19 protein-coding genes are annotated in these 18,886 nt (G+C 73.0%); 9 read left to right on the plus strand and 10 right to left on the minus strand.

Annotated elements, in window-relative coordinates:
- Positions 1-205: 205 nt before the first annotated feature.
- From IN07_RS01520 to IN07_RS01530, 3 genes are all read left to right on the plus strand, one after another.
- Entirely contained in the window at positions 206-949 is a 744-nt protein-coding gene (locus IN07_RS01520) for a M15 family metallopeptidase (protein ID WP_231557937.1), read from the plus strand.
- Between the two features lie 79 nt (positions 950-1,028).
- A complete protein-coding gene (gene xseA / locus IN07_RS01525) occupies positions 1,029-2,264 on the plus strand; it encodes an exodeoxyribonuclease VII large subunit (protein ID WP_036332919.1) in 1,236 nt (411 codons plus the stop codon).
- The gene (locus IN07_RS01530; RefSeq protein ID WP_036332921.1) at positions 2,261-2,482 is read left to right on the plus strand and encodes an exodeoxyribonuclease VII small subunit; all 222 of its coding nucleotides are present in this window, start codon (positions 2,261-2,263) and stop codon (positions 2,480-2,482) included. Before xseA ends, IN07_RS01530 begins: the two co-directional genes overlap by 4 nt.
- Here the strand turns inward: IN07_RS01530 and IN07_RS01535 are convergent.
- Entirely contained in the window at positions 2,479-3,141 is a 663-nt protein-coding gene (locus IN07_RS01535) for a DUF4245 domain-containing protein (RefSeq protein WP_081975102.1), read from the minus strand. The genes IN07_RS01530 and IN07_RS01535 overlap by 4 nt on opposite strands.
- A gap of 70 nt (positions 3,142-3,211) precedes the next feature.
- Between IN07_RS01535 and glpX the strand changes: the two genes are divergently transcribed.
- On the plus strand, positions 3,212-4,267 hold the full coding sequence (gene glpX / locus IN07_RS01540; RefSeq protein ID WP_036332923.1) for a class II fructose-bisphosphatase: 1,056 nt from the start codon (positions 3,212-3,214) through the stop codon (positions 4,265-4,267).
- A gap of 23 nt (positions 4,268-4,290) precedes the next feature.
- On the opposite strand, the gene IN07_RS01545 is transcribed toward glpX, so the two are convergent.
- The gene (locus tag IN07_RS01545) at positions 4,291-4,950 is read right to left on the minus strand and encodes a DUF1707 SHOCT-like domain-containing protein (protein ID WP_036332924.1); all 660 of its coding nucleotides are present in this window, start codon (positions 4,948-4,950) and stop codon (positions 4,291-4,293) included.
- An 89-nt stretch (positions 4,951-5,039) separates the two neighbouring features.
- Between IN07_RS01545 and IN07_RS01550 the strand changes: the two genes are divergently transcribed.
- From IN07_RS01550 to IN07_RS01560, 3 genes are all read left to right on the plus strand, one after another.
- Entirely contained in the window at positions 5,040-6,443 is a 1,404-nt protein-coding gene (locus IN07_RS01550) for a class II fumarate hydratase (RefSeq protein ID WP_036332927.1), read from the plus strand.
- A gap of 104 nt (positions 6,444-6,547) precedes the next feature.
- Positions 6,548-7,849 (plus strand): citrate synthase, encoded by a 1,302-nt coding sequence (locus IN07_RS01555; protein ID WP_036332929.1) that lies wholly within the window; start codon positions 6,548-6,550, stop codon positions 7,847-7,849.
- A gap of 245 nt (positions 7,850-8,094) precedes the next feature.
- Positions 8,095-10,002 carry an NlpC/P60 family protein gene (locus tag IN07_RS01560; protein ID WP_052090520.1) on the plus strand — a complete coding sequence of 636 codons (1,908 nt, stop codon included), beginning with the start codon at positions 8,095-8,097 and terminating at the stop codon, positions 10,000-10,002.
- Positions 10,003-10,027: 25 nt separating this feature from the next.
- Here the strand turns inward: IN07_RS01560 and IN07_RS01565 are convergent, their stop codons facing one another.
- From IN07_RS01565 to IN07_RS01600, 8 genes are all read right to left on the minus strand, one after another.
- A complete protein-coding gene (locus IN07_RS01565; RefSeq protein ID WP_036332931.1) occupies positions 10,028-10,789 on the minus strand; it encodes a hypothetical protein in 762 nt (253 codons plus the stop codon).
- A complete protein-coding gene (locus IN07_RS01570; protein WP_036332933.1) occupies positions 10,786-11,133 on the minus strand; it encodes a hypothetical protein in 348 nt (115 codons plus the stop codon). The genes IN07_RS01565 and IN07_RS01570 overlap by 4 nt, the downstream gene beginning before the upstream one ends.
- A gap of 197 nt (positions 11,134-11,330) precedes the next feature.
- Positions 11,331-12,428, minus strand: a complete 1,098-nt coding sequence (locus IN07_RS01575) for a sigma-70 family RNA polymerase sigma factor (RefSeq protein WP_231557932.1) — start codon at positions 12,426-12,428, stop codon at positions 11,331-11,333.
- 103 nt (positions 12,429-12,531) lie between these two features.
- A complete protein-coding gene (locus tag IN07_RS25575) occupies positions 12,532-13,125 on the minus strand; it encodes a hypothetical protein (protein ID WP_197058305.1) in 594 nt (197 codons plus the stop codon).
- 142 nt (positions 13,126-13,267) lie between these two features.
- On the minus strand, positions 13,268-13,516 hold the full coding sequence (gene csrA / locus IN07_RS26600; RefSeq protein ID WP_036332938.1) for a carbon storage regulator CsrA: 249 nt from the start codon (positions 13,514-13,516) through the stop codon (positions 13,268-13,270).
- A gap of 137 nt (positions 13,517-13,653) precedes the next feature.
- Positions 13,654-14,595 carry a flagellin N-terminal helical domain-containing protein gene (locus IN07_RS01590; RefSeq protein ID WP_036332940.1) on the minus strand — a complete coding sequence of 314 codons (942 nt, stop codon included), beginning with the start codon at positions 14,593-14,595 and terminating at the stop codon, positions 13,654-13,656.
- Positions 14,596-14,599: 4 nt separating this feature from the next.
- Positions 14,600-16,012, minus strand: coding sequence for a flagellar hook-associated protein FlgK (flgK, locus tag IN07_RS01595; RefSeq protein ID WP_036332942.1), 1,413 nt, complete (start codon positions 16,010-16,012; stop codon positions 14,600-14,602).
- Complete coding sequence (locus tag IN07_RS01600) at positions 16,009-16,536, minus strand: flagellar protein FlgN (protein WP_231557934.1); 528 nt, start codon at positions 16,534-16,536, stop codon at positions 16,009-16,011. Before IN07_RS01600 ends, flgK begins: the two co-directional genes overlap by 4 nt.
- Positions 16,537-16,669: 133 nt before the next feature.
- On the opposite strand from IN07_RS01600, the gene IN07_RS01605 reads away from it, so the two are divergent.
- Both IN07_RS01605 and IN07_RS01610 read left to right on the plus strand, forming a co-directional pair.
- Positions 16,670-17,599: a sigma-70 family RNA polymerase sigma factor gene (locus tag IN07_RS01605; protein ID WP_081975103.1), complete on the plus strand. Its 930-nt coding sequence runs from the start codon at positions 16,670-16,672 to the stop codon at positions 17,597-17,599.
- A 135-nt stretch (positions 17,600-17,734) separates the two neighbouring features.
- The gene (locus tag IN07_RS01610) at positions 17,735-18,886 is read left to right on the plus strand and encodes a flagellin N-terminal helical domain-containing protein (protein WP_231557935.1); all 1,152 of its coding nucleotides are present in this window, start codon (positions 17,735-17,737) and stop codon (positions 18,884-18,886) included.

Genomic DNA, 18,886 nt, shown 5'->3' on the forward strand with positions numbered 1-18,886 from the left:
CACGAACAGATCGCGCCCTCACCGACCGCGCTGGATCAGTTACCCAACACCCTCTGAGCCGGCGGCAGGGACGAGGCAGGCAGCGGAGACGGTGGGCAGCACGGACACGAGGGGCAGCACGGACACGACGGGCAGCACGGACACGAGGGGCTCGGAGGACACGGGGGGACGTCGACGGCTCGTCCTGCTGCTCGCGTTGGTCACCGTGCTGGTCGTCGTGGTCGGGCTGGCCGTCTGGCTGCGGGGCGGCGGGGCGGACGACGACCCGACCCCGACGGCCGTCGGGGATTCCACCACCACCGCGGCGGCCGTGACCCCGAGCCCCACGCCCACGCCCACGCCGACGCCGACGCCGACCTTCGACCGCACCCAGCTGTCGCTCATCGACCCGGCCAGCAGCTGGGTGGTCGTCAACAAGGCCCGCCCGCTCAGCCCGATCGACTGGGCCCCGGCCGACCTGGTCCCGTTCGGGAACGGGTACCAGCTGCGCGCGGAGGCGGCGCAGGCGATGGACGCGATGATCGGTGTCGCCGCCGCCCAGGGCATCGAGCTGAGCGTGCAGAGCGCCTACCGGTCCTACGACTACCAGGTGTCGCTCTTCAGCGCCCAGGTCAGCCGTTTCGGCGAGGACCGAGCCGAGATCCAGGTGGCCCGGCCCGGCCACAGCGAGCACCAGACCGGGCTGGCGGCCGACGTCGGCGGCGGCGGGTGCGACATCGAGAGCTGCTTCGCCACCACGGCCGAGGGCCAGTGGGTGGCCGCCCACGCCGCCGAGTTCGGCTGGCTCGTGCGGTACCCCGAGGGCGGCCAGGACGTGACCGGCTTCAAGTACGAGCCCTGGCACATCCGGTACGTGGGCACCCCGCTGGCCACCGAGATGCAGCGCACCGGGGCAGCGACGTTGGAGGAGTTCTTCGGGCTCCCCGCGGCCCCGGGCTATCCCGGCTGAGCCGGCCCCCGTCCGGGCCTCGACCCGGGCTCGCCAGGCTCGGGGAGCAGCGGGTCCTCCGTCTGGCAGGCTCGGGCGGGTGACCAGCCCGTCCTCCCCCGAGTCGCCCTGGCCGGTCCGCACCGTGGCGCGCAAGGTCGCCGAGTGGATCGGCCGGCTCGGCGAGGTGTGGGTCGAGGGGCAGGTCGCCCAGCTGTCCCGGCGCGGCAACGCAGCGACCGTCTTCCTCACCCTGCGCGACCCCGCTGCGGACCTCTCGGTGCCGGTCACCTGCCACCGGGACGTCGCCGACCGGCCGGGCCTGGAGCTCACCGAGGGCGCCCGGGTCGTCGTTCGCGCACGACCCGACTACTACGTCGCCCGTGGGTCCTTCTCGCTGCGCGCCACCGAGATCCGGGCGGTCGGCCTCGGCGAGCTGCTGGCCCGGATCGAGCGGATCCGCCGGCTGCTGGCGGCCGAGGGCCTGTTCGACGTCGCCCGCAAGCGCCCGCTGCCCTTCGCCCCGGCCGTCGTGGGCGTGATCACCGGGCGGGACAGCGCCGCCGAGCGCGACGTGCTGGTCACCGCCCGGCGACGCTGGCCGGCGGTCCGCTTCGCGATGTACAACTGCGCCGTCCAGGGTCCGACGGCGGCCGAGTCCGTGATCGCCGGGCTGCAGCGGCTGGACGCCGATCCGACGGTGGAGGTCATCGTCATCGCCCGCGGCGGCGGCTCGGTCGAGGACCTGCTGCCCTTCTCCGACGAGGGCCTGGTGCGGGCGATCGCGGCCAGCCGCACCCCCGTCGTCACCGCCGTCGGGCACGAGACCGACACCACGCTGGTCGACCACGTGGCCGACGTCCGCGCCGCCACCCCCACCGACGCCGCACACCGGGTCGTCCCGGAGATCGGCGAGCAGACGCGCCTGGTCGAGGGCCTGCGCGCCCGGGCCCGGCACCTGCTGGGCAGCCGGCTGGAGCAGCAGGAACGCTGGCTGGAGTCGGTGCGCAGCCGCCCGGTGCTCGCCGATCCCCAGCGGCTGCTGGCCGGCCGCGCCGACGACGTCACCGCGCTGCGCACCCGGGCCACCCGCACGCTGACCCACCGGGTGGAGGGCGTCGAACGCGACCTCGTGCACGCCCGTGCCCGGGTCGCCGCGCTGTCCCCCGCCGCGACGCTGGAACGCGGCTACGCGGTGGTCCAGCGGGCCGACGGCGCGCTGGTCCGCGACCCCGCCGGGGTGGACGACGGCGAACGGCTGCAGGTGCGGGTCGCCGGCGGCCGGCTACCGGTGCGGGTCGACCGCACACCCGCCGGGGAGGATGGGGAACCGTGACCGAACAGCCCGAGCAGGCCGTCGAGCCGACCCAGACCTACGAGCAGGCCCGCGAGGAGCTCGCCGACGTGGTGCGCCGGCTGGAGGCCGGCGGCCTCACCCTGGAGGAGTCGCTGGCGCTCTGGGAGCGCGGCGAGCAGCTGGCCGAGCTGTGCCAGCACTGGCTCGACCGGGCCCGCGAACGCCTGGCCGCCGCCGCCCCCACCGGGCAGGACTAGGGGGCGTACGGCTCCAGGGAGCCGGCCAGGGTCGCCAGCTCCTCCTCCGACGCCGAACCGCTGACCACCAGGGTGGCGCCGTCCGCGGTCCGGGTCAGCGCCGTCTCCCCGCGCTGGGTGTCGAGCCGCTCCCACGACTGTCCGTCGACCTGCTCGGTGCCGTCGGCGGTCGCGCCGTCGAGGACGTCGGCGAGCGCAGGCGCGCTCGGGTCGTCGCTGACCACGTACCCGGCGTACTCCTCGCTGGGGGTGAACCAGCCGATCTCCAGGGTGACCGGGGCGCCGGCCTGCACGGAGCCGGCGTTGGTGCGCACGCTCGTCGACCGCCACCCGTCGGGGAGGTCTGTCGGCACCAGCAGCTCGTAGTCGGCCCGCTCGGCGGCCGCCCGCTGCGCGCTCGCGGGGTCGACGTCGCGGACCGGGTCGGTGGGGTTCTGCCGGAGGGCGGTGACGCCCACGATCACCAGGCAGATGACCAGCAGCGGCAGCAGCGACCGGATCATGTTGGCCGAGGTGAAGCGGTGCATCCGGTCCTCGGCCGGGGAGGCGGCGGGGGCCGGGCCGCCGGCGTCGGGAGACGTGCCGGTCGCGGCGTCGGTGGCGGTGACGGAGGGCTGGGCGGGCCGGGGCTGCTCGCCGTCCTGGCCGGTGTCGGGCATGCCCCTAGGATCGCAGCACCGCTCCACCACCCCGCTGGGCAGCGTCGCCCGACGGCTCTCAGGAGGTCCCGTGTCCCTTCCCCTGCCCGACGGCCCGCTGCAGGCCAGGCCGGCCTCCACCCTGCGCGCCGACCGGCCGGCGCCGGACCGCAACCTGGCCCTGGAACTGGTCCGGGTGACCGAGGCCGCCGCGCTGGCCGCCGGCCGCTGGGTCGGCCGGGGTGACAAGAACGGTGGCGACGGCGCCGCGGTCGACGCGATGCGGGCGCTCATCGGCACGGTGCACATGCGCGGCGTCGTGGTGATCGGGGAGGGCGAGAAGGACGAGGCCCCGATGCTCTACAACGGCGAGCACGTCGGCGACGGCTGGGGCAACGACTACGACGTCGCGGTGGACCCGATCGACGGCACGACGCTGATGGCCAAGGGCATGCCCAACGCGATCGCGGTGATGGCGGTGGCCGACCGGGGGGCGATGTACGACCCGTCCGCCGTCTTCTACATGGACAAGATCGCCACGGGACCGGCCGCCGCCGACGTCGTCGACATCACCGCACCGGTGGCGGACAACATCCGCAAGGTGGCGAAGGCCAAGAGCAGCTCGGTGGGCGACGTGACCGTCTGCATCCTGGACCGGCCGCGGCACGAGACCCTGGTCCGGGAGGTCCGCGAGGCCGGCGCCCGGATCAAGTTCATCACCGACGGCGACGTCGCCGGGGCGATCGCCGCCGCTCAGGAGGGCACCGGTGTCGACCTGCTGATGGGCATCGGCGGCACGCCGGAGGGGATCATCACCGCCTGCGCCCTGAAGTGCATGGGCGGCGCGCTGCAGGGCCGGCTGTGGCCCAAGGACGACGCGGAACGGCAGCGCGCCCTGGACGCCGGCCACGATCTGGACAGGGTGCTCGTGATCGACGACCTGGTGCGCGGCGACGTCTTCTTCGTCGCCACCGGCATCACCGACGGCGAGCTGCTGCGCGGGGTGCGGTACCGCGCCGGCGGGGCGACCACGCAGTCGCTGGTCATGCGCTCGCGCTCGGGCACGATCCGCTCGATCGAGAGCCTGCACTCGCTGGAGAAGCTCAACCAGTACTCGGCCGTCCCCTTCGGCGACGACGAGGCCTGAACCGCCGGCCCGCGCCGCCCGGCTCAGCCGGCGGGCGGCGGGGCCGAGCGGCGCTCGGCCAGCCGGTCCAGGACGGCCCGCCAGCGGCTGGGCGACTCCCCCGGCGCCAGGCTGCGGAGCTTCAGGTCGCCGAAGACCGTCCAGCCCCGGACGACGACCCGCGGGGTGCCCGGGAGCCGCGGCACCGGCGCCAGCTGGGTCTTGCGGTCACCGAAGACCGTCCAGCCCTCGATCTCGGCGGCGACGCCCTCGCTGACGATCACCTCGACGTCACCGAAGACCGTGCCCAGCTGGAGCGCCACCACCTCGTCGGAGGTGCGCAGGCCGCGGAGGTCGATGCGGACGTCGCCGAAGACGGTGCTGGCCCGCTCCGGCACGCTGGTGGTCGCGGTCAGCTTCACGTCGCCGAAGACGGTGGCGATCGTGCCCGTCGTCCGCTCCCCCACGATCTCCCCGAACGCCGGGACGGCCGACGTCGGCCCGGGCAGGTCGGCGAGCAGCTCGTCGAGGTCGGCCGTCGTCACCGCGGCGTAGGCGACGTCGGCCCGCTGGGTGAACTCGTCCACGTTGATCCGCCCCTCACCGAGGGCGGTCTGCAGCCGGGTCACCACCGCCTCGCGCTCGGCGTCGGAGGCACGGACCACGGGGAGGGGACCGGGCTCCCCGGCCTGCTGCTCGCTCATGCTGCGGACCCTAGCCGCGGGGCCGTCCCGCGGTGTCTAGGGTCGCTCCCGCAGGACCATCAGCACACATCACACCCGGGGAGCGCAGCGTGGCCACCGAGACCGACGGCGGGGATTACCGCATCGAGCACGACTCCATGGGGGAGGTCCGCGTCCCCTCGTGGGCGAAGTGGCGCGCCCAGACCCAGCGGGCCGTGGAGAACTTCCCGATCTCCGGCACGCCCATCGAGCGCGAGCTGATCGGTGCGCTGGCGGCGATCAAGGGTGCTGCCGCCGGGGTGAACGCCTCCCTCGGCGTGCTGCCGCAGGACGTCGCCGACGCCGTCACCGAGGCCGCGGCGACCGTCGCCCGGGGTGACTGGGACGCGCACTTCCCGATCGACGTCTTCCAGACGGGGTCGGGCACGTCGAGCAACATGAACACCAACGAGGTCATCGCCACCCTCGCCACCGAGGCGCTCGGCTCACCGGTGCACCCGAACGACCACGTCAACGCCTCGCAGTCGTCCAACGACGTCTTCCCCTCGGCCATCCACGTCGCGGCCACCGGCGCCATCGTGCGCGACCTGGTGCCCGCGCTGGAGCACCTGGCCGGCTCCCTCGAGCGCAAGGCCACCGAGTTCGCCGAGGTCGTCAAGAGCGGCCGCACGCACCTGATGGACGCCACCCCGGTGACCCTGGGGCAGGAGTTCGGCGGCTACGCGGCCGCCGTCCGCTACGGCATCGAGCGGCTGCACGCCTCGCTCCCCCGGATCGGCGAGCTCCCGCTGGGCGGCACCGCCGTCGGCACCGGCATCAACACCCCGCCCGGTTTCGCCGCCGCGATCATCGAGCGCCTGGCCGGCGAGCTGGACCTGCCGCTGTCGGAGGCCCGTGACCACTTCGAGGCGCAGAGCTCCCGGGACGCCCTGGTCGAGGGGTCCGGTCAGCTCAAGACGATCGCCGTCGGCCTCATCAAGATCGCCAACGACCTCCGCTGGATGGGCTCGGGCCCGCGCACCGGCCTGGGCGAGATCGCCCTGCCCGACCTGCAGCCGGGCAGCTCGATCATGCCGGGCAAGGTGAACCCGGTGATCCCCGAGGCGGTGATCCAGGTGGGCGCGCAGGTGATCGGCAACGACGCCGCCGTCACCTACGCCGGCACCACCGGCGTCTTCGAGCTCAACGTGACGCTGCCGCTGATGGCCCGCAACGTGCTGGAGTCGATCCGGCTGCTGGCCAACGTCAGCCGGCTGCTGGCCGACCGCTGCGTCGACGGCGTCACCGCAAACGTCGAGCAGTGCCGCACCTACGCCGAGTCCTCCCCCTCGATCGTCACGCCGCTGAACAAGTACATCGGCTACGAGGAGGCGGCCAAGGTCGCCAAGCAGTCGCTGGCCGAGCAGAAGACCATCCGCCAGGTCGTGGTGGAGCGGGGCTACGTGGAGCAGGGGAAGCTCACCGAGGAGCAGTTGGACGCCGCCCTCGACGTGCTGTCGATGACCCACCCGTAAGGCCCCGGCAGCGGGGCCGTCCAAGGGTGTCCACGGCCCCGTCGCAGATCTCTGCGGCGGGGCCGTGTCGCATCCCGGCGAGAACTGAGTAGCGTCCAGACCTGATGAGCGAGACAGCGAACACCCCAGACGTAGCCCTGCGCTGGCCCGGCGGCGAACTGCCGCTGCCGGTCATCCCCGCGACCGAAGGGTCCGGAGGAATCGACACGAGCAAGCTGCTGGCCACCACCGGCCAGGTCGCCCTGGACATCGGGTTCGTGAACACCGCGTCCTGCACCTCGGAGATCACCTACATCGACGGTGACCAGGGGATCCTGCGGTACCGCGGCTACCCGATCGACCAGCTGGCCGGCAAGGCGAGCTTCCTCGAGGTCTCCTACCTGCTGATCTACGGCGAGCTGCCGACGGCCGACGAGCTGGCGGCGTTCGACCAGCGGATCCGTCGGCACACCCTGCTGCACGAGGACCTCAAGGGCTTCTTCAACGGCTTCCCGCGCGACGCGCACCCGATGCCGGTGCTGTCCTCGGCGGTCAGCGCGCTGTCGACCTTCTACCAGGACTCGCTCGACCCCTTCAACCAGCAGCAGGTCGAGCTGTCGACCGTGCGGCTGCTGGCCAAGCTCCCCACCATCGCCGCCTACGCGTACAAGAAGTCGGTCGGGCAGCCGTTCCTCTACCCGGACAACTCGCTGGGCCTGGTGGAGAACTTCCTGCGGATGACCTTCGGGTTCCCGGCCGAGCCGTACGAGGCCGACCCGGAGCTGGTCAAGGCGCTGGACATGCTCTTCGTCCTGCACGCCGACCACGAGCAGAACTGCTCGACCTCGACCGTCCGGCTCGTCGGCTCCTCGCAGGCCAACCTCTTCGCGTCGGTCTCGGCGGGGATCAACGCGCTGTTCGGCCCGCTGCACGGCGGGGCGAACCAGTCGGTGCTGGAGATGCTGGAGGGCATCAAGGCCGACGGCGGCGACATCGACCGCTTCGTCGCCCGGGTCAAGGCCAAGGAGCCCGGCGTCAAGCTGATGGGCTTCGGGCACCGGGTCTACAAGAACTACGACCCGCGCGCGGCGCTGGTGAAGGCGACCGCCGACACGGTGCTGGACAAGCTGGGCGGCAACAACGAGCTGCTCGACCTGGCCCGCCAGCTCGAGGAGATCGCCCTCTCCGACGACTACTTCGTGGAGCGCAAGCTCTACCCGAACGTCGACTTCTACACCGGTCTCATCTACCGGGCGATGGGCTTCCCGACCCGGATGTTCACCGTGCTCTTCGCCATCGGCCGGCTGCCGGGCTGGATCGCCCAGTGGCGGGAGATGATCGAGGACCCGGCCACGAAGATCGGCCGTCCGCGCCAGGTCTACACCGGCCCGGCCGAGCGCTCCTTCGTGGAGATCGCCCAGCGCTGAAGAAGGACCCCGCTGCCCCCACCGCTCGCAAGCTCGCGGCGGGCCCCTGCAGCGGGGCCGTTCCAGCCTCTCCGAGGCCCCGCCGTCCAGCTGGACGGCGGGGCCTCGTCGTCTCCCCCGAAGGGGTGAGCTGCACCCCCCGAACCGGTGAGGGACCTTCACCGCCCCGGGGGGCACGTCGATGGGATCAGGACACCGGACGCCGCCTGGCGCCCGGGCCGATCCGACGCAGCTGGGGGACGACGGTGCCCGCACCACGAGCGCAGGCTCCTGCGCCGCGGCCCCGTGCGCAGTCCGCCGCCGGCCGGTCCACCCGGAAGCCACCCGCCAGGAAGCCCGCCACCCGGAAGGCGCCGGTCCGGCAGCCCGCGGGGAAGCCCGCCCCTCGTACCCCGGCCGGGCGTCGTCCGGCCCCCGGCAGTCGCCGCCTCGCACCGCGGCGCACCCGCACCCCCGGTGCCGCGCAGCGCTGGTGGCACCGCCTGGCCGTCGTCAGCGGCGCCACCCTGGCCCTGATCGGCGTCCTCGCCGTCACCGCCCAGCCGCCCACCGAGGCCGGCCAGGTCTCGTCACCGGCCGCCGTCGCCGGCCAGGCCGAGGCCACCGCCGCGACCCTCGCCGACGCCGCGGCCCGCCACCGGGCCGCCCTGTCCGAGGCCGAGAGCCTCACCGCCCAGGCCCAGCAGGCCCGGGGCGCCGGCGCGGCGGCGCTGGCCGTCGTCGCCGCCGACCGGGCTGCCGTGGGCGCCCATGCCGACGCCGCGTACCGGCGCAGCCCGGACGAGCGCTGGCCGCTGGCACAGCTCTCCCTGCACTCCCCCGACTCGACGCCCCAGGTGCTGCACGCGCAGGGCCTGGCCGAGCAGCTGACCGAGCAGCAGGACGCCTCGGTCGCCCGGGCCGCGCGGGCCGCCGTGCAGGCGGCGCAACACACCGACACCGCCGCCGCGGCCGACGCGGCCGCGGCCCGGGCGCGCAACCGGGCCGCCGAGGTGCTCGTCGAGGTCCGCGAGATCGTCGCCGACCTCGACCCGACCGTCAGCGCCCAGTGGGCCGCACTGTCGACCAGCGCCGCCGCTGCCGACCAGCAGGCCCGCAACGCCGCCGCGCTGACCGGCTGGCAGGACCACCTGGGGCGGCTGGCCGCGACCGGGGTCACCCCGCCCCCCGCCGCGACCCTGACCGACCCGGGTGCACTGCCGGCCGGGCTGGCCCCGCTGCGCGACGCCACGGGTGCGCCGGTGCCCGGCGTGGCCACCACCTACGCCGCCGGCGGCACGCTGACCGTGCTCCCCGCCGAGACCGTCGCCGCGGTCAGCGCCGCGTTCGCCCAGCTCGGCAAGCCCTACCTGGTCGGGCAGCAGGGACCCGACGGCTACGACTGCGGCGGGCTCACCGCCACGGCATGGGCGCAGGGCGGCATCGGCCTGCCCGCCGACCTGCCCGGCCAGTGGACCCAGGGCACCCCCGTCCCGGCCGGGCAGCTCCAGGTCGGCGACGTGGTGTTCCGCACCGACCCGCGCAGCGGCCTGGACGACGTCGGCCTGTACCTGGGCGGCACGAGCGTGCTCTCCGCCTCCGCCGACCGCCGGCAGGTGGCGGTGCACGAGCTGGCCGACCTGAGCACCGCCGTCCGGGTGACCGTGCCGCCGGCCACGCCCGCACCGCTGCCGGTCAGCGGCCCCGTCCCGGCGACGTGCAGCGCACCGCTGCCCGCCCCGGGGAGCGCCTCCGGGCCGGCGACCGGCGCGTGGGGTGGCTGGGCCAACGGGCAGATCCCGGCCCACCAGCTCTGCTCGATCAGCAGTGGGCACCGGTTGCGCTGTGACGCGGCGGCCGCCTACCAGGCCATGGCCGCGGCCTACGCGCAGACCTTCGGCGCCCCGCTGTGCATCACCGACTCCTACCGCTCCCTGGGCGCGCAGGTCGACGTCCACCACCGGAAGCCGGGGATCACCGCGGTGCCGGGCACCTCGAACCACGGCTGGGCCCTGGCGGTCGACCTGTGCGGCGGCATCAACCGCTTCGGCACCGCGCAGACGGCGTGGATGCAGCTCAACGCCGGGCACTACGGGTGGCTGCAACCGGACTGGGCACAGGCGGGCGGGCCGAACCCGGAGCCGTGGCACTGGGAGTACGGCGTCCTGGGTTGACCGGCTGAGGAGCGTGCGCGGCGGGTCAGGCCCAGCCGAGGTCGGCGAGCTCCCGCCACGGCAGGGTCGCGCAGGCATCGGTCGCCTCGGCCACCAGCCGGCGCGCCACGGCGGCCTCCGCGCAGGCGACCGGCCGGCCGGGGGTGACCACGACGTGCATGTCGTGCAGCCGCAGCCCGGCGGCGGCCATCTCGACGAGCAGCTCCTCGGGGCGGACCAGGACCGCGGTGTCCACGCCCGGCACGCCGGCCGAGGTCCACAGGCCCAGCGGACCCTCGACCCGCAGCGCGGTCCGGACGACGGCGGCCCGGCCCAGCGCGGCCGACCGCGCCTGGTGGACCAGGGGCAGGGACGCCGTGCGGGACGGCCGCCAGGGCACGACCAGCTGGTCGCGCGCCACCACCACCCGCCAGCCGAGCGCAGTCTGCCGGGCGTCGGACCAGTCCAGGACGGCGATGCCGGCGGCCAGCGCGATCGGGTCGGGTACCGGGCGGCGCGCGAGCCAGGCGTCCAGCGCGGTGGCGACCGACTCGGCCGCCACGGGCACCCGGGCCCGGGTCATCTGCTCGGCGAGCTCGGCGAGCAGGACGCGGGTGCGGCGACCGGTGTCGTCGAGCACCAGCATCGGGCCGCGGCCTGCCCCGTCGAGGACGCCGAGCTCCAGGTCCGGGTCGACCCCCCGGTCGGCCAGCAGCTCCACGGCAGCCCGCACGTCGGTCACCCGGACCTCGGCCCGGTTCAGTCGTTGGAGGAGACCGGCCGGGGTGCCGAAGAGCGCTCCGGTCATGCGCTGCGTCCTCCGGTCAGGGCTTCTCGGGCCACGGTCGGCAGACCGGGCAGGGACAACACACTCGCCAGTTCGACGGCGGACAGCCGCACCGGCACCACGTCGTCCGACCAGCCGGTGGCCCGGCGGACGCGCGCGGTGGGCGCGGGCCAGACGACCTCGCGGGCGGCGGCCACGTGCAGCTCGGTGAGCACCTCGCCCAGGTGGACGGCGACCACCGGGTGCAGCGGCCCTCCGTCCAGCGCGGCCTGCACGGCCCGCTCGACCTCGAGCCGGTCCGGGCTGCTCAACCAGTGCGGGACGAGCACCGCCTGGGCCGGGTCCCCGGCGGGCGGGCCGCTCACTCCCGCACCGCCGGACGACGGGCTCCGGACCCGACTGGAGGACCGTCCTCCGCACTGTGGCGAGGGGGCTCCGGCGCGGTCACGACTTGGATATCGGCAGGTGAGAGGCCCGATGGACCCGGATCGCAACCTTTTCCGCCCGCTCTGGCCAGTTCCGGGACACCGGGCCGCCGCACGCGCGGGGCGGCTGGCGGAGCTCAGCCGCCGAGCTCGGTGAGCCGCTCCTTGAGGGCCTTCTCGGCGCGGTCGGCGTGCACGTTCATGTTGCGCACCGACGTGCCCAGGTCGGCCGACAGCTGGGTCTTGGTCTGCCCGCCCCAGGTGGTCAGGTACCAGGTCGCCCAGCCCAGCACGTTCGGCTGCGCCGCGCGCTGGTCCCGGCGGGCGGTCGGGTCGGGCGCGCACGCGGCGGTCAGGGCGTGCGACAGCAGGCTCTGCTCGGCCTCGCCCATGATCTCGTCGGGCACCTCGGCGCTGTCGGGGACCACGAACTCGACCGTGTCGGTGCCGCCGTCCAGGGACTGCAGGTTGCGCAGGCCGTTGAGGGTGGCGACGGTCTGGGAGTTGCGGCGCAGCGTGGCCACGCTCTGGCCCATGTAGGCGGCCAGCTCCTTCTCGCTGGGCCGGCGCTGGTTCTCCGCGGTGAAGGCGGCGACCGCCTTCTGCTGCTTGTTCTCCGTGTCGGCGGCGGTCCGGCCGTAGGCGTTGCGCCCGAGGTCGTGCACCCACTTGGAGAGCTGGGTGGCCAGGAAGGCCCCGAAGGGGACGGACTTGGTCTCGTCGTACTGGCTGACCGCCTTCAACACCCACTCGGCGACCTGCTGGTCGACGTCGTCGTTGTCGGGCAGGTGCAGCCGGATCGTGCTCATGTTCCGCTGCAGGCGCTTGAGGCTGACCCGGCAGTAGTGCCGGCACAGGCCGTCCAGGAACGCGGCGGGCAGGTCGCGGGGGGCCCGGCGGCGCACGCCGGCCTCCGGCCGCAGCCCGACCGTGGCGTAGCCCTCGGCGGCGCACCAGGCGCGGATCACCCCGGCCAGCGCCTCGCCCGTCCCGGTGTCGCCGTCGACCCGGTACAGGCCGTCGCCCTCGTCGTAGGTCACCGTGACCCCGGCCGGCAGGGCGGCGCGGAACTCGGTGAGCGGCAGCTCCCGGTCGGTGCGGAAGTGGACCCGGTCGCGGGGGGTGATCGGGGCCAGTGCCCAGCCCTCGGCCTCGGTGAGCCCACCGAAGACCAGCGGTTCACGGGTGCGGGCGGGGTCGGTGGCGAGCTGGGCGGTGAGCATGTCCTGGGACACCGGTCCTCCTGAGGGGAAGTGCAGGTGGGCTGGGGTGGGGCGTGCCTGAGGTGTTGCTGCCGCAGCGGGTGACACGGCCCTCGTGGGCCGACCACCGCCGGCCTCAGACGAGGGCGGGGACCCCGCGGCGAGCGGGGGCGTGGACGCTGTCCGCGGAGGGACGGCGCGGCGAGGGGATGCGCGGGGTCGGGACCCGCGGCGCCCGCGGCCGGGGGGTCTCGACGGCCTCGAGCACACCGGCGGCCGCTGCTCGCTCGACCTCGTTCGGCTCGGCGACGTACACCGGCATGAAGTCGTAGAGGTCGGTGAAGAGACCGTCGACGAAGGCGTAGGCGGCCTGCGCCTGGTCGGAGAACTTCGCGATCAGCTCGCGCGGGCCGAGCTCGACGCCGACTGTGATCCGGACGGCGCGGTCGTCGCCGCTGAGCCCGGTCAGGGCGAAGGCCACCGAGTCGTGCCGGGCGGCCAGCTCCGCGAGGGCGGCGAGGCACCGGCGGGTGGCCGACCGGCGGGGACGCAGCTGGACGTGCACCACGACCGTCTCCGACCAGTCCGCTCCGGCGGTGGCCGGCTCGCCGGAGGAGCCGTCGACGGCACCACACAGACGCAGGTCGTCGGAGCCGGACGGCCCGACGCGCAGGTCGACGGACAGCTCGATGTCGACTGCCGGGCCCGATGCGAGTGCGCTGAGTTCCATGTTCGTCTCCCCCTGTAACCGTGGTGCTGTGGGGGAAGACTTGCGCACGATCAGAGCCGCGGACGGCGAGACTCGCCGCCCTGTGACTACTGTGACGGCTGAGGTGAGCTGTTATTGAGCCGTATCGGTCAACCTCATGTCATTACTTGCTAGTCGGCTGATCCGGTCCTGGTGCAAATGCCGACAAGGCAGCCAGTGCGTCTGCGGCCACCTCGGCAGCCAGGCTCTGCGCCTCGGCGATCTGCTTGTAGACCTCTTCGCGGTGGATCGTCACCTCGCGGGGGGCCTTGAAGCCCAGTCGCACGGTGCCGCCGCGGACCTCGACGACGTAGACCTCGATGTCCTCGCCGATCCGGATGCTCTCGCCGACGCTGCGGGTGAGTGTGAGCATGTCTGGACCCCTCCATGGGTTCGTGTGGCCATCCGTGGCATCGCCCCGCCGGTGCGGGGCCGGCCGCCGTCGTGCGGCGCCCTACACTTGCCTTCTCGGCAGGTCGGCTGCCAGATCGACACCCGACCCGCCCCTGCTCAGCGCAGGAAGTTGACCAGGCTCGGTTGGATCGCCTTCGCCGTCGCGGACAACGCCGCCTCGTAGCCAGTCTGCTGCATCCGGAGGTTCATGATGGTCTTGGGCAGGTCGACGTCTTCGATGTCCGCCGAGCGACTGGTCAGCGACAGCTGCAGGTCGGCGTTCACCTGCTTCGCCGTCTCCAGCCGCGAGGTGCGGGTACCGACGTCCGCGGTGGCCTTGAGCATCCCGCTGATGGCTGCATCCAGATCCGCCAGATCCTGCTGCAGCAGCGCTCGCTCTGCCGGGTCAGCCGCCCGGACGTGCTGGGCGATGCTGCCGACGATCGTGAAGAGGTCGCTACCGGGCTGGCCGAACGCTTCAGGACCACTGATGTCGATGCGGATGACATCGGCTTCGGACACCTGTCGGCTGATCTGTACGACGGGGACCGGCGTATCGGCGGCACCGTGCCCCTGGAAGGTCACCTGCCGGACGCCGTCGGCATCCGGTATGGAGAGCGCATACGCCGCATCTCCGGCGGTGATACCGCCGAAGATCGGCCGGTTCTGCATCTTCGTGTTGGCCAGCCCCACGAGGCTCTCCTGGAGACCGGCGACCTCGGTGGCAACGGCCGTCCGACTGCTCTCCGAGCCTGCACCGTCGTTGAGACCCTGGACGGTGAGGTCCCGGACCCGCTGCACCTGCGCGATCATGTTCTGCAGCGCCGAGTCGGTCCCGTCCAGGAAGCCCATGCCATCGCTGATGTTGCGTGCGTGCTGGGTCGCGGTGGCCAGCTCCTGACGGGCGATGATCGCGGCGTTGGTGCCGGTCGGGTCGTCCGACGGCTTGCTGATCGTCCTGCCGGAGGTCAGCTGCTGCTGCAGCTTCGCAATGGCGTCCATGTTCCGACTCAGCCCCTGGAGGCTGGTCTGAACCAGGGCCTTGTGCGTGATCCTCATCAGGTCACAGCCCCACGCGGCCGGTGCGGTTGATCAGTACGTCGAGCGTCTCGTCGATCGCGGTGATCATGCGGGCCGCCGCCGAGTAGGCGTGCTGGAACCGGAGCATGTTCGTCATCTCCTCGTCGAGGTTCACCCCGGAGACCGACTCCCGGGAAGCGTCCACCTGGCTGGCGACCACCGTCTGGGTCTGCAGGTTCCCGGTCGCCACCGATGCCTCGACGCCGAGCTTCACGATCAGCTGCCGGTAGGCCACCGCCGTGCCGTTCGCCGCGCTCTGCAGCTTGGCGATCGCCAGGGCATTGCGATTGTCCGTGGTCTGAGTGCCCTCGGTGCCAGCGTCCGCGGCGGCCAGGAGGGCAATGTCCCCGATTGCCAGGGCGAGAGTCTTCGCCGTGATGCCGGTCGGATTCCCTGCGCCGTCGTCGAACAGTGCGACACCCGGGTTGCCGTCCTTGTCAACACCCCCGGCGTGAGCAGTGTTGAACTCGGTCGCGAGCGCCTGGGCGGCGCCGTCGAGCTTGTCCCGGTAGCCGGGCATCGTGTCGCGCAGGGCGGTGAGCTGGCCTCCAGCGGTGCCACCGACGTTGACAGCCGTGCCCCCGGGGTCGGTGACCAGGCGCTGGTCGGTGGGGTTGGTGCCCGGCACTCCACTGGTCTCCTGCACCGTCAGCCGGAGGGCCGAGCCCCCGGACACCAGAGCAGCCCCGCCGACCGAGACGTCCACCACGCCGAAGTCCCCGGCGGTCGAGGTGGCGCCGATCGACTGGGAGAGCTCCAGGACCAGGGCATCGCGCTTGTCCGCCAGCTCGTTGCTCGGCTGGCCGGACTGGGTCGCCTTCTTGATCGCGGTGTTGAGCTCGGCGACCTGGCCGATGGTGGTGTTGACGCCTTCGGCCAGCACACCCAGTGCGTCCCGGGTCTGCGACCAGGCCTTGTCCAACGCCGCGTCGGTGGTGTGGAACTCCGCGACGAGGGTGGCCGTCTTCTGCAGCACCGCGGTGCGGGCGCCGTCCTCGGTCGGGTTGTTCGCCACGTCGCCCCAGGCCTTGAACACGTCGGTGAGCTTGGCCTGGATGCCGGTGTCCCCCGGCTCGCGGAAGGCCTGCTCGATCTGCGCCAGGGTGGTGTCGTGCACGGTCATCGCGGCGGTCTTGCCGCTCTCGGCCTGGGCACGCGCCTCCAGGAAGGCGTCCCGGATGCGGATCACCGTGTCGGCATCGACTCCCCCAACGACGTCCTTGCTGACCGACCAGATCGCCGCGACCGAGGTTCCGCCGACCGACTGCAGCTCCGCCCGCTGGCGCGAATAGCCCTCGGTGTTGACGTTGGCGATGTTCTGGCCGGTGACGTCGAGGCCGCGCTGCTGCGCCCACAGCGCCGTCGTCGCAGTGTTGAGGCCGGAGAACGTACTCACATCGCACCGTCCAGGGTCACCGAGCGGTAGGCATTCCCCGCCGTGCGGCCGTTGTTCGTGTAGGTCCCGGACTGCGTCCCGGTGCGGGAGGACAGCAGCGCGTCGCCGATCACCGACAACCCACTCTCGATCAGCTCCTTGTTCGCGTCGGAGAGGCTGCGCAGCTCGGTGACGAGCGTCAGCAGCGCCTCGTGGTGCTTGGTGTAGAGGTCGTTCCAGGGCGCGGGCGCGGAGTCGGCCAGCTGACGCAGGGAGGGGTTGGCCTCCAGGCCCAGCCGCCCGGCGATCTGCTCGGTCGCGGCGGCACGCTCCACCTCGAGGGTGCGCAGCTGCTCCAGGACGACCTCGATCTCGTGCGCGATCCGCGGCAGCCACCGGCTCTTGCCGGTGAGGATCAGATACTGCTTCTCCTCGGCCTTGAACAGCAGCAGGTCAAGGAGCTCGTGCTCCCGCCACAGCAACGTCGACAGGTGCTGGTGGTCCATGCCGGCCGCCTTCCTCGTCGTCGTGTCCGTCTGCGGCACGGGCCCGAGCGAGCCCTGCCGACGCTTCTGCCATCGGCACGGTCCGGCGTCCGATCAAGCCGAGCGAACCGACCGCACAGAAATCCGCGGACACCCGGTCCCGGACCGGCTCCGGCCAGCCGAGAAGGACGGCGTGACCGCAGCCGTGAGCGAACGCCGACACCCCGACGTCGACGCACTGGTGACCACCCATCTCCCGCTGACGCACTTCGCGGTGAACGCGGTTGCTTCGCGCATCTCCCTGCCCAGCCACGTCAGCCGCGAAGACCTGCAGGCCTGCGCCCGCGTGGCGCTGGTCGAGGTGGCCCGCCGGTTCGATCCGACGGCCGGGGCCACCTTCGCCACCTACGCGCTGCCCCGCCTGCAGGGCGCGGTGCTCGACGAGCTGCGCTCGGGCGACTGGGCCAGCCGGTCGGTCCGGGCCGCGGCCCGGCGCACCGATGCCGCCGCCGATGCGCTCACCATGAGCCTGGGGCGCCCGCCGACGCGGGAGGAGCTCGCAGCCAGCCTGGGCGTCGGCCGAGCCGAGCTGGATTCGCTGCGCGTCGACGTGCACCGCGCTGTGATGGTCAGCATCGACGCCGAGACCGGCGGTGACGGCACCTCCCTCGACCTGCCCGACACTAGCGACTCTCCGGAGCGGGCCCTGCTGCGGGTCGAGCGGACCCGGCATCTGCACGAGGCGATCCGCGCACTGCCCGACCGCCTCGACGAGGTCGTCGAGCGCAACTTCTTCGGCGACGAGTCACTGACCGACATCGCCGATTCCCTGGGCGTCACGCTCTCCCGGGTGTCGCAGATGCGCGCCCGCGCGCTGACCCTGCTGCACGCCGCGATGAGCGAGATCTGGGACGGCGAGCCGGTTGCTGCCGCGGGCGGCGTCCGGGCCCGGAACCAGCAGCGCGCCTACGTCGAGCGGGTGTCATCCCGGACGCCGGAGCCCCGCTCCCCCGCGCCGGCTCCCCGCACCGCGCAGCCGACGGCGGCGGGCGCCGGCGCCCACTCCCGAGCTCGCCGGGAGTGGGCGCTGGCTGGGCAGCGCACCGCTGCCCAACCCGCTTGAGGGAGCACGGAAAAACTTCTCCGGTTCGGGTCAAGGACTCCCTGATCCGCGCCGTTACCTGAGTTGCAACACCCCGCAGCACGGATGCAGCGGGGTCAACCGAAAGCCCCGATTCCACGGAGGAACACCATGGGCATGAGCGTCAACACCAACACCGCGGCGATCAACTCCTACCGCAACCTGTCGGTGACCAACGACCAGATGAGCAAGTCGCTGGAGCGGCTCTCCTCCGGTTTCCGCATCAACCGCGCCGCCGACGACGCCGCGGGCCTGGCCATCTCCGAGGGCCTCCGCTCGCAGATCGGCGGCATGAAGCAGGCCGTCCGCAACACCCAGGACGGCATCTCGGTCGTGCAGACCGCTGAGGGCGCGCTGGGCACCACCACCAGCATCCTGCAGCGCATGCGCGACCTGTCGGTCCAGGCTTCCAACGCCGGCAGCCTGAACGACGAGGCGAAGGTCAGCATCCAGAAGGAGATGGGCGAGCTGAAGTCGGAGCTCACCCGGATCGCCGACACCACCAACTTCAACGGCACGAAGCTGCTGGACGGCACCTTCACGAACAAGGCCTTCCAGGTCGGCGCCAACGCCAACGAGAGCATCACGGTCGGCATCGCCGGCGGAGCGAGCGCCTCGCAGCTCGGTGTCGCCGGCGTCGACGTCAGCACCGTCGCCAGCGACGCGATCACCGGCGACGTGACCAACGCGGTCGCCGGGACCGCGGGCAACGTGGAGTTCGCCGGTGACTTCACCGACGCCACCGGTGGCGGCTGGGGGACCCTGAACGGCACCGTCACCGTCGGCAGCAAGAGCCTGGACCTGGCGACCCTGGGCGCCGACGTCGACACGACGGCCGAGCTGCAGACCAAGCTGGACGAGGCCTTCGGCACCGGTCAGCTCACCGCCGCCGGCACCGCCACGGAGCTCACCCTGACCGGGCAGGCTCCGGCCGCCACGGCCACCGCCGACGAGGTGAACGCCGCCAGCGTCAAGTTCACTCAGGCCAGCGGTGCCGACGAGGCCATCACGCTGATCAACGACGCCCTGGAGACGGTGTCGGGGATCCGCGCGGACCTGGGTGCCAAGCAGAACCGGTTCGAGCACACCATCAACAACCTCAACGTCGCCATCGAGAACACGACGGCGTCGGAGAGCCGGATCCGCGACACCGACATGGCCCAGGAGATGACCAACTTCACCCGGACCCAGATCCTGACCCAGGCCGGCACCTCCATGCTGGCCCAGGCCAACCAGGCGTCGCAGGGCATCCTGCGACTGCTGGGCTGA

Origin of the sequence: Modestobacter caceresii (assembly GCF_000761485.1) — a bacterium.
Taxonomy (GTDB): Bacteria; Actinomycetota; Actinomycetes; order Mycobacteriales; family Geodermatophilaceae; genus Modestobacter; species Modestobacter caceresii.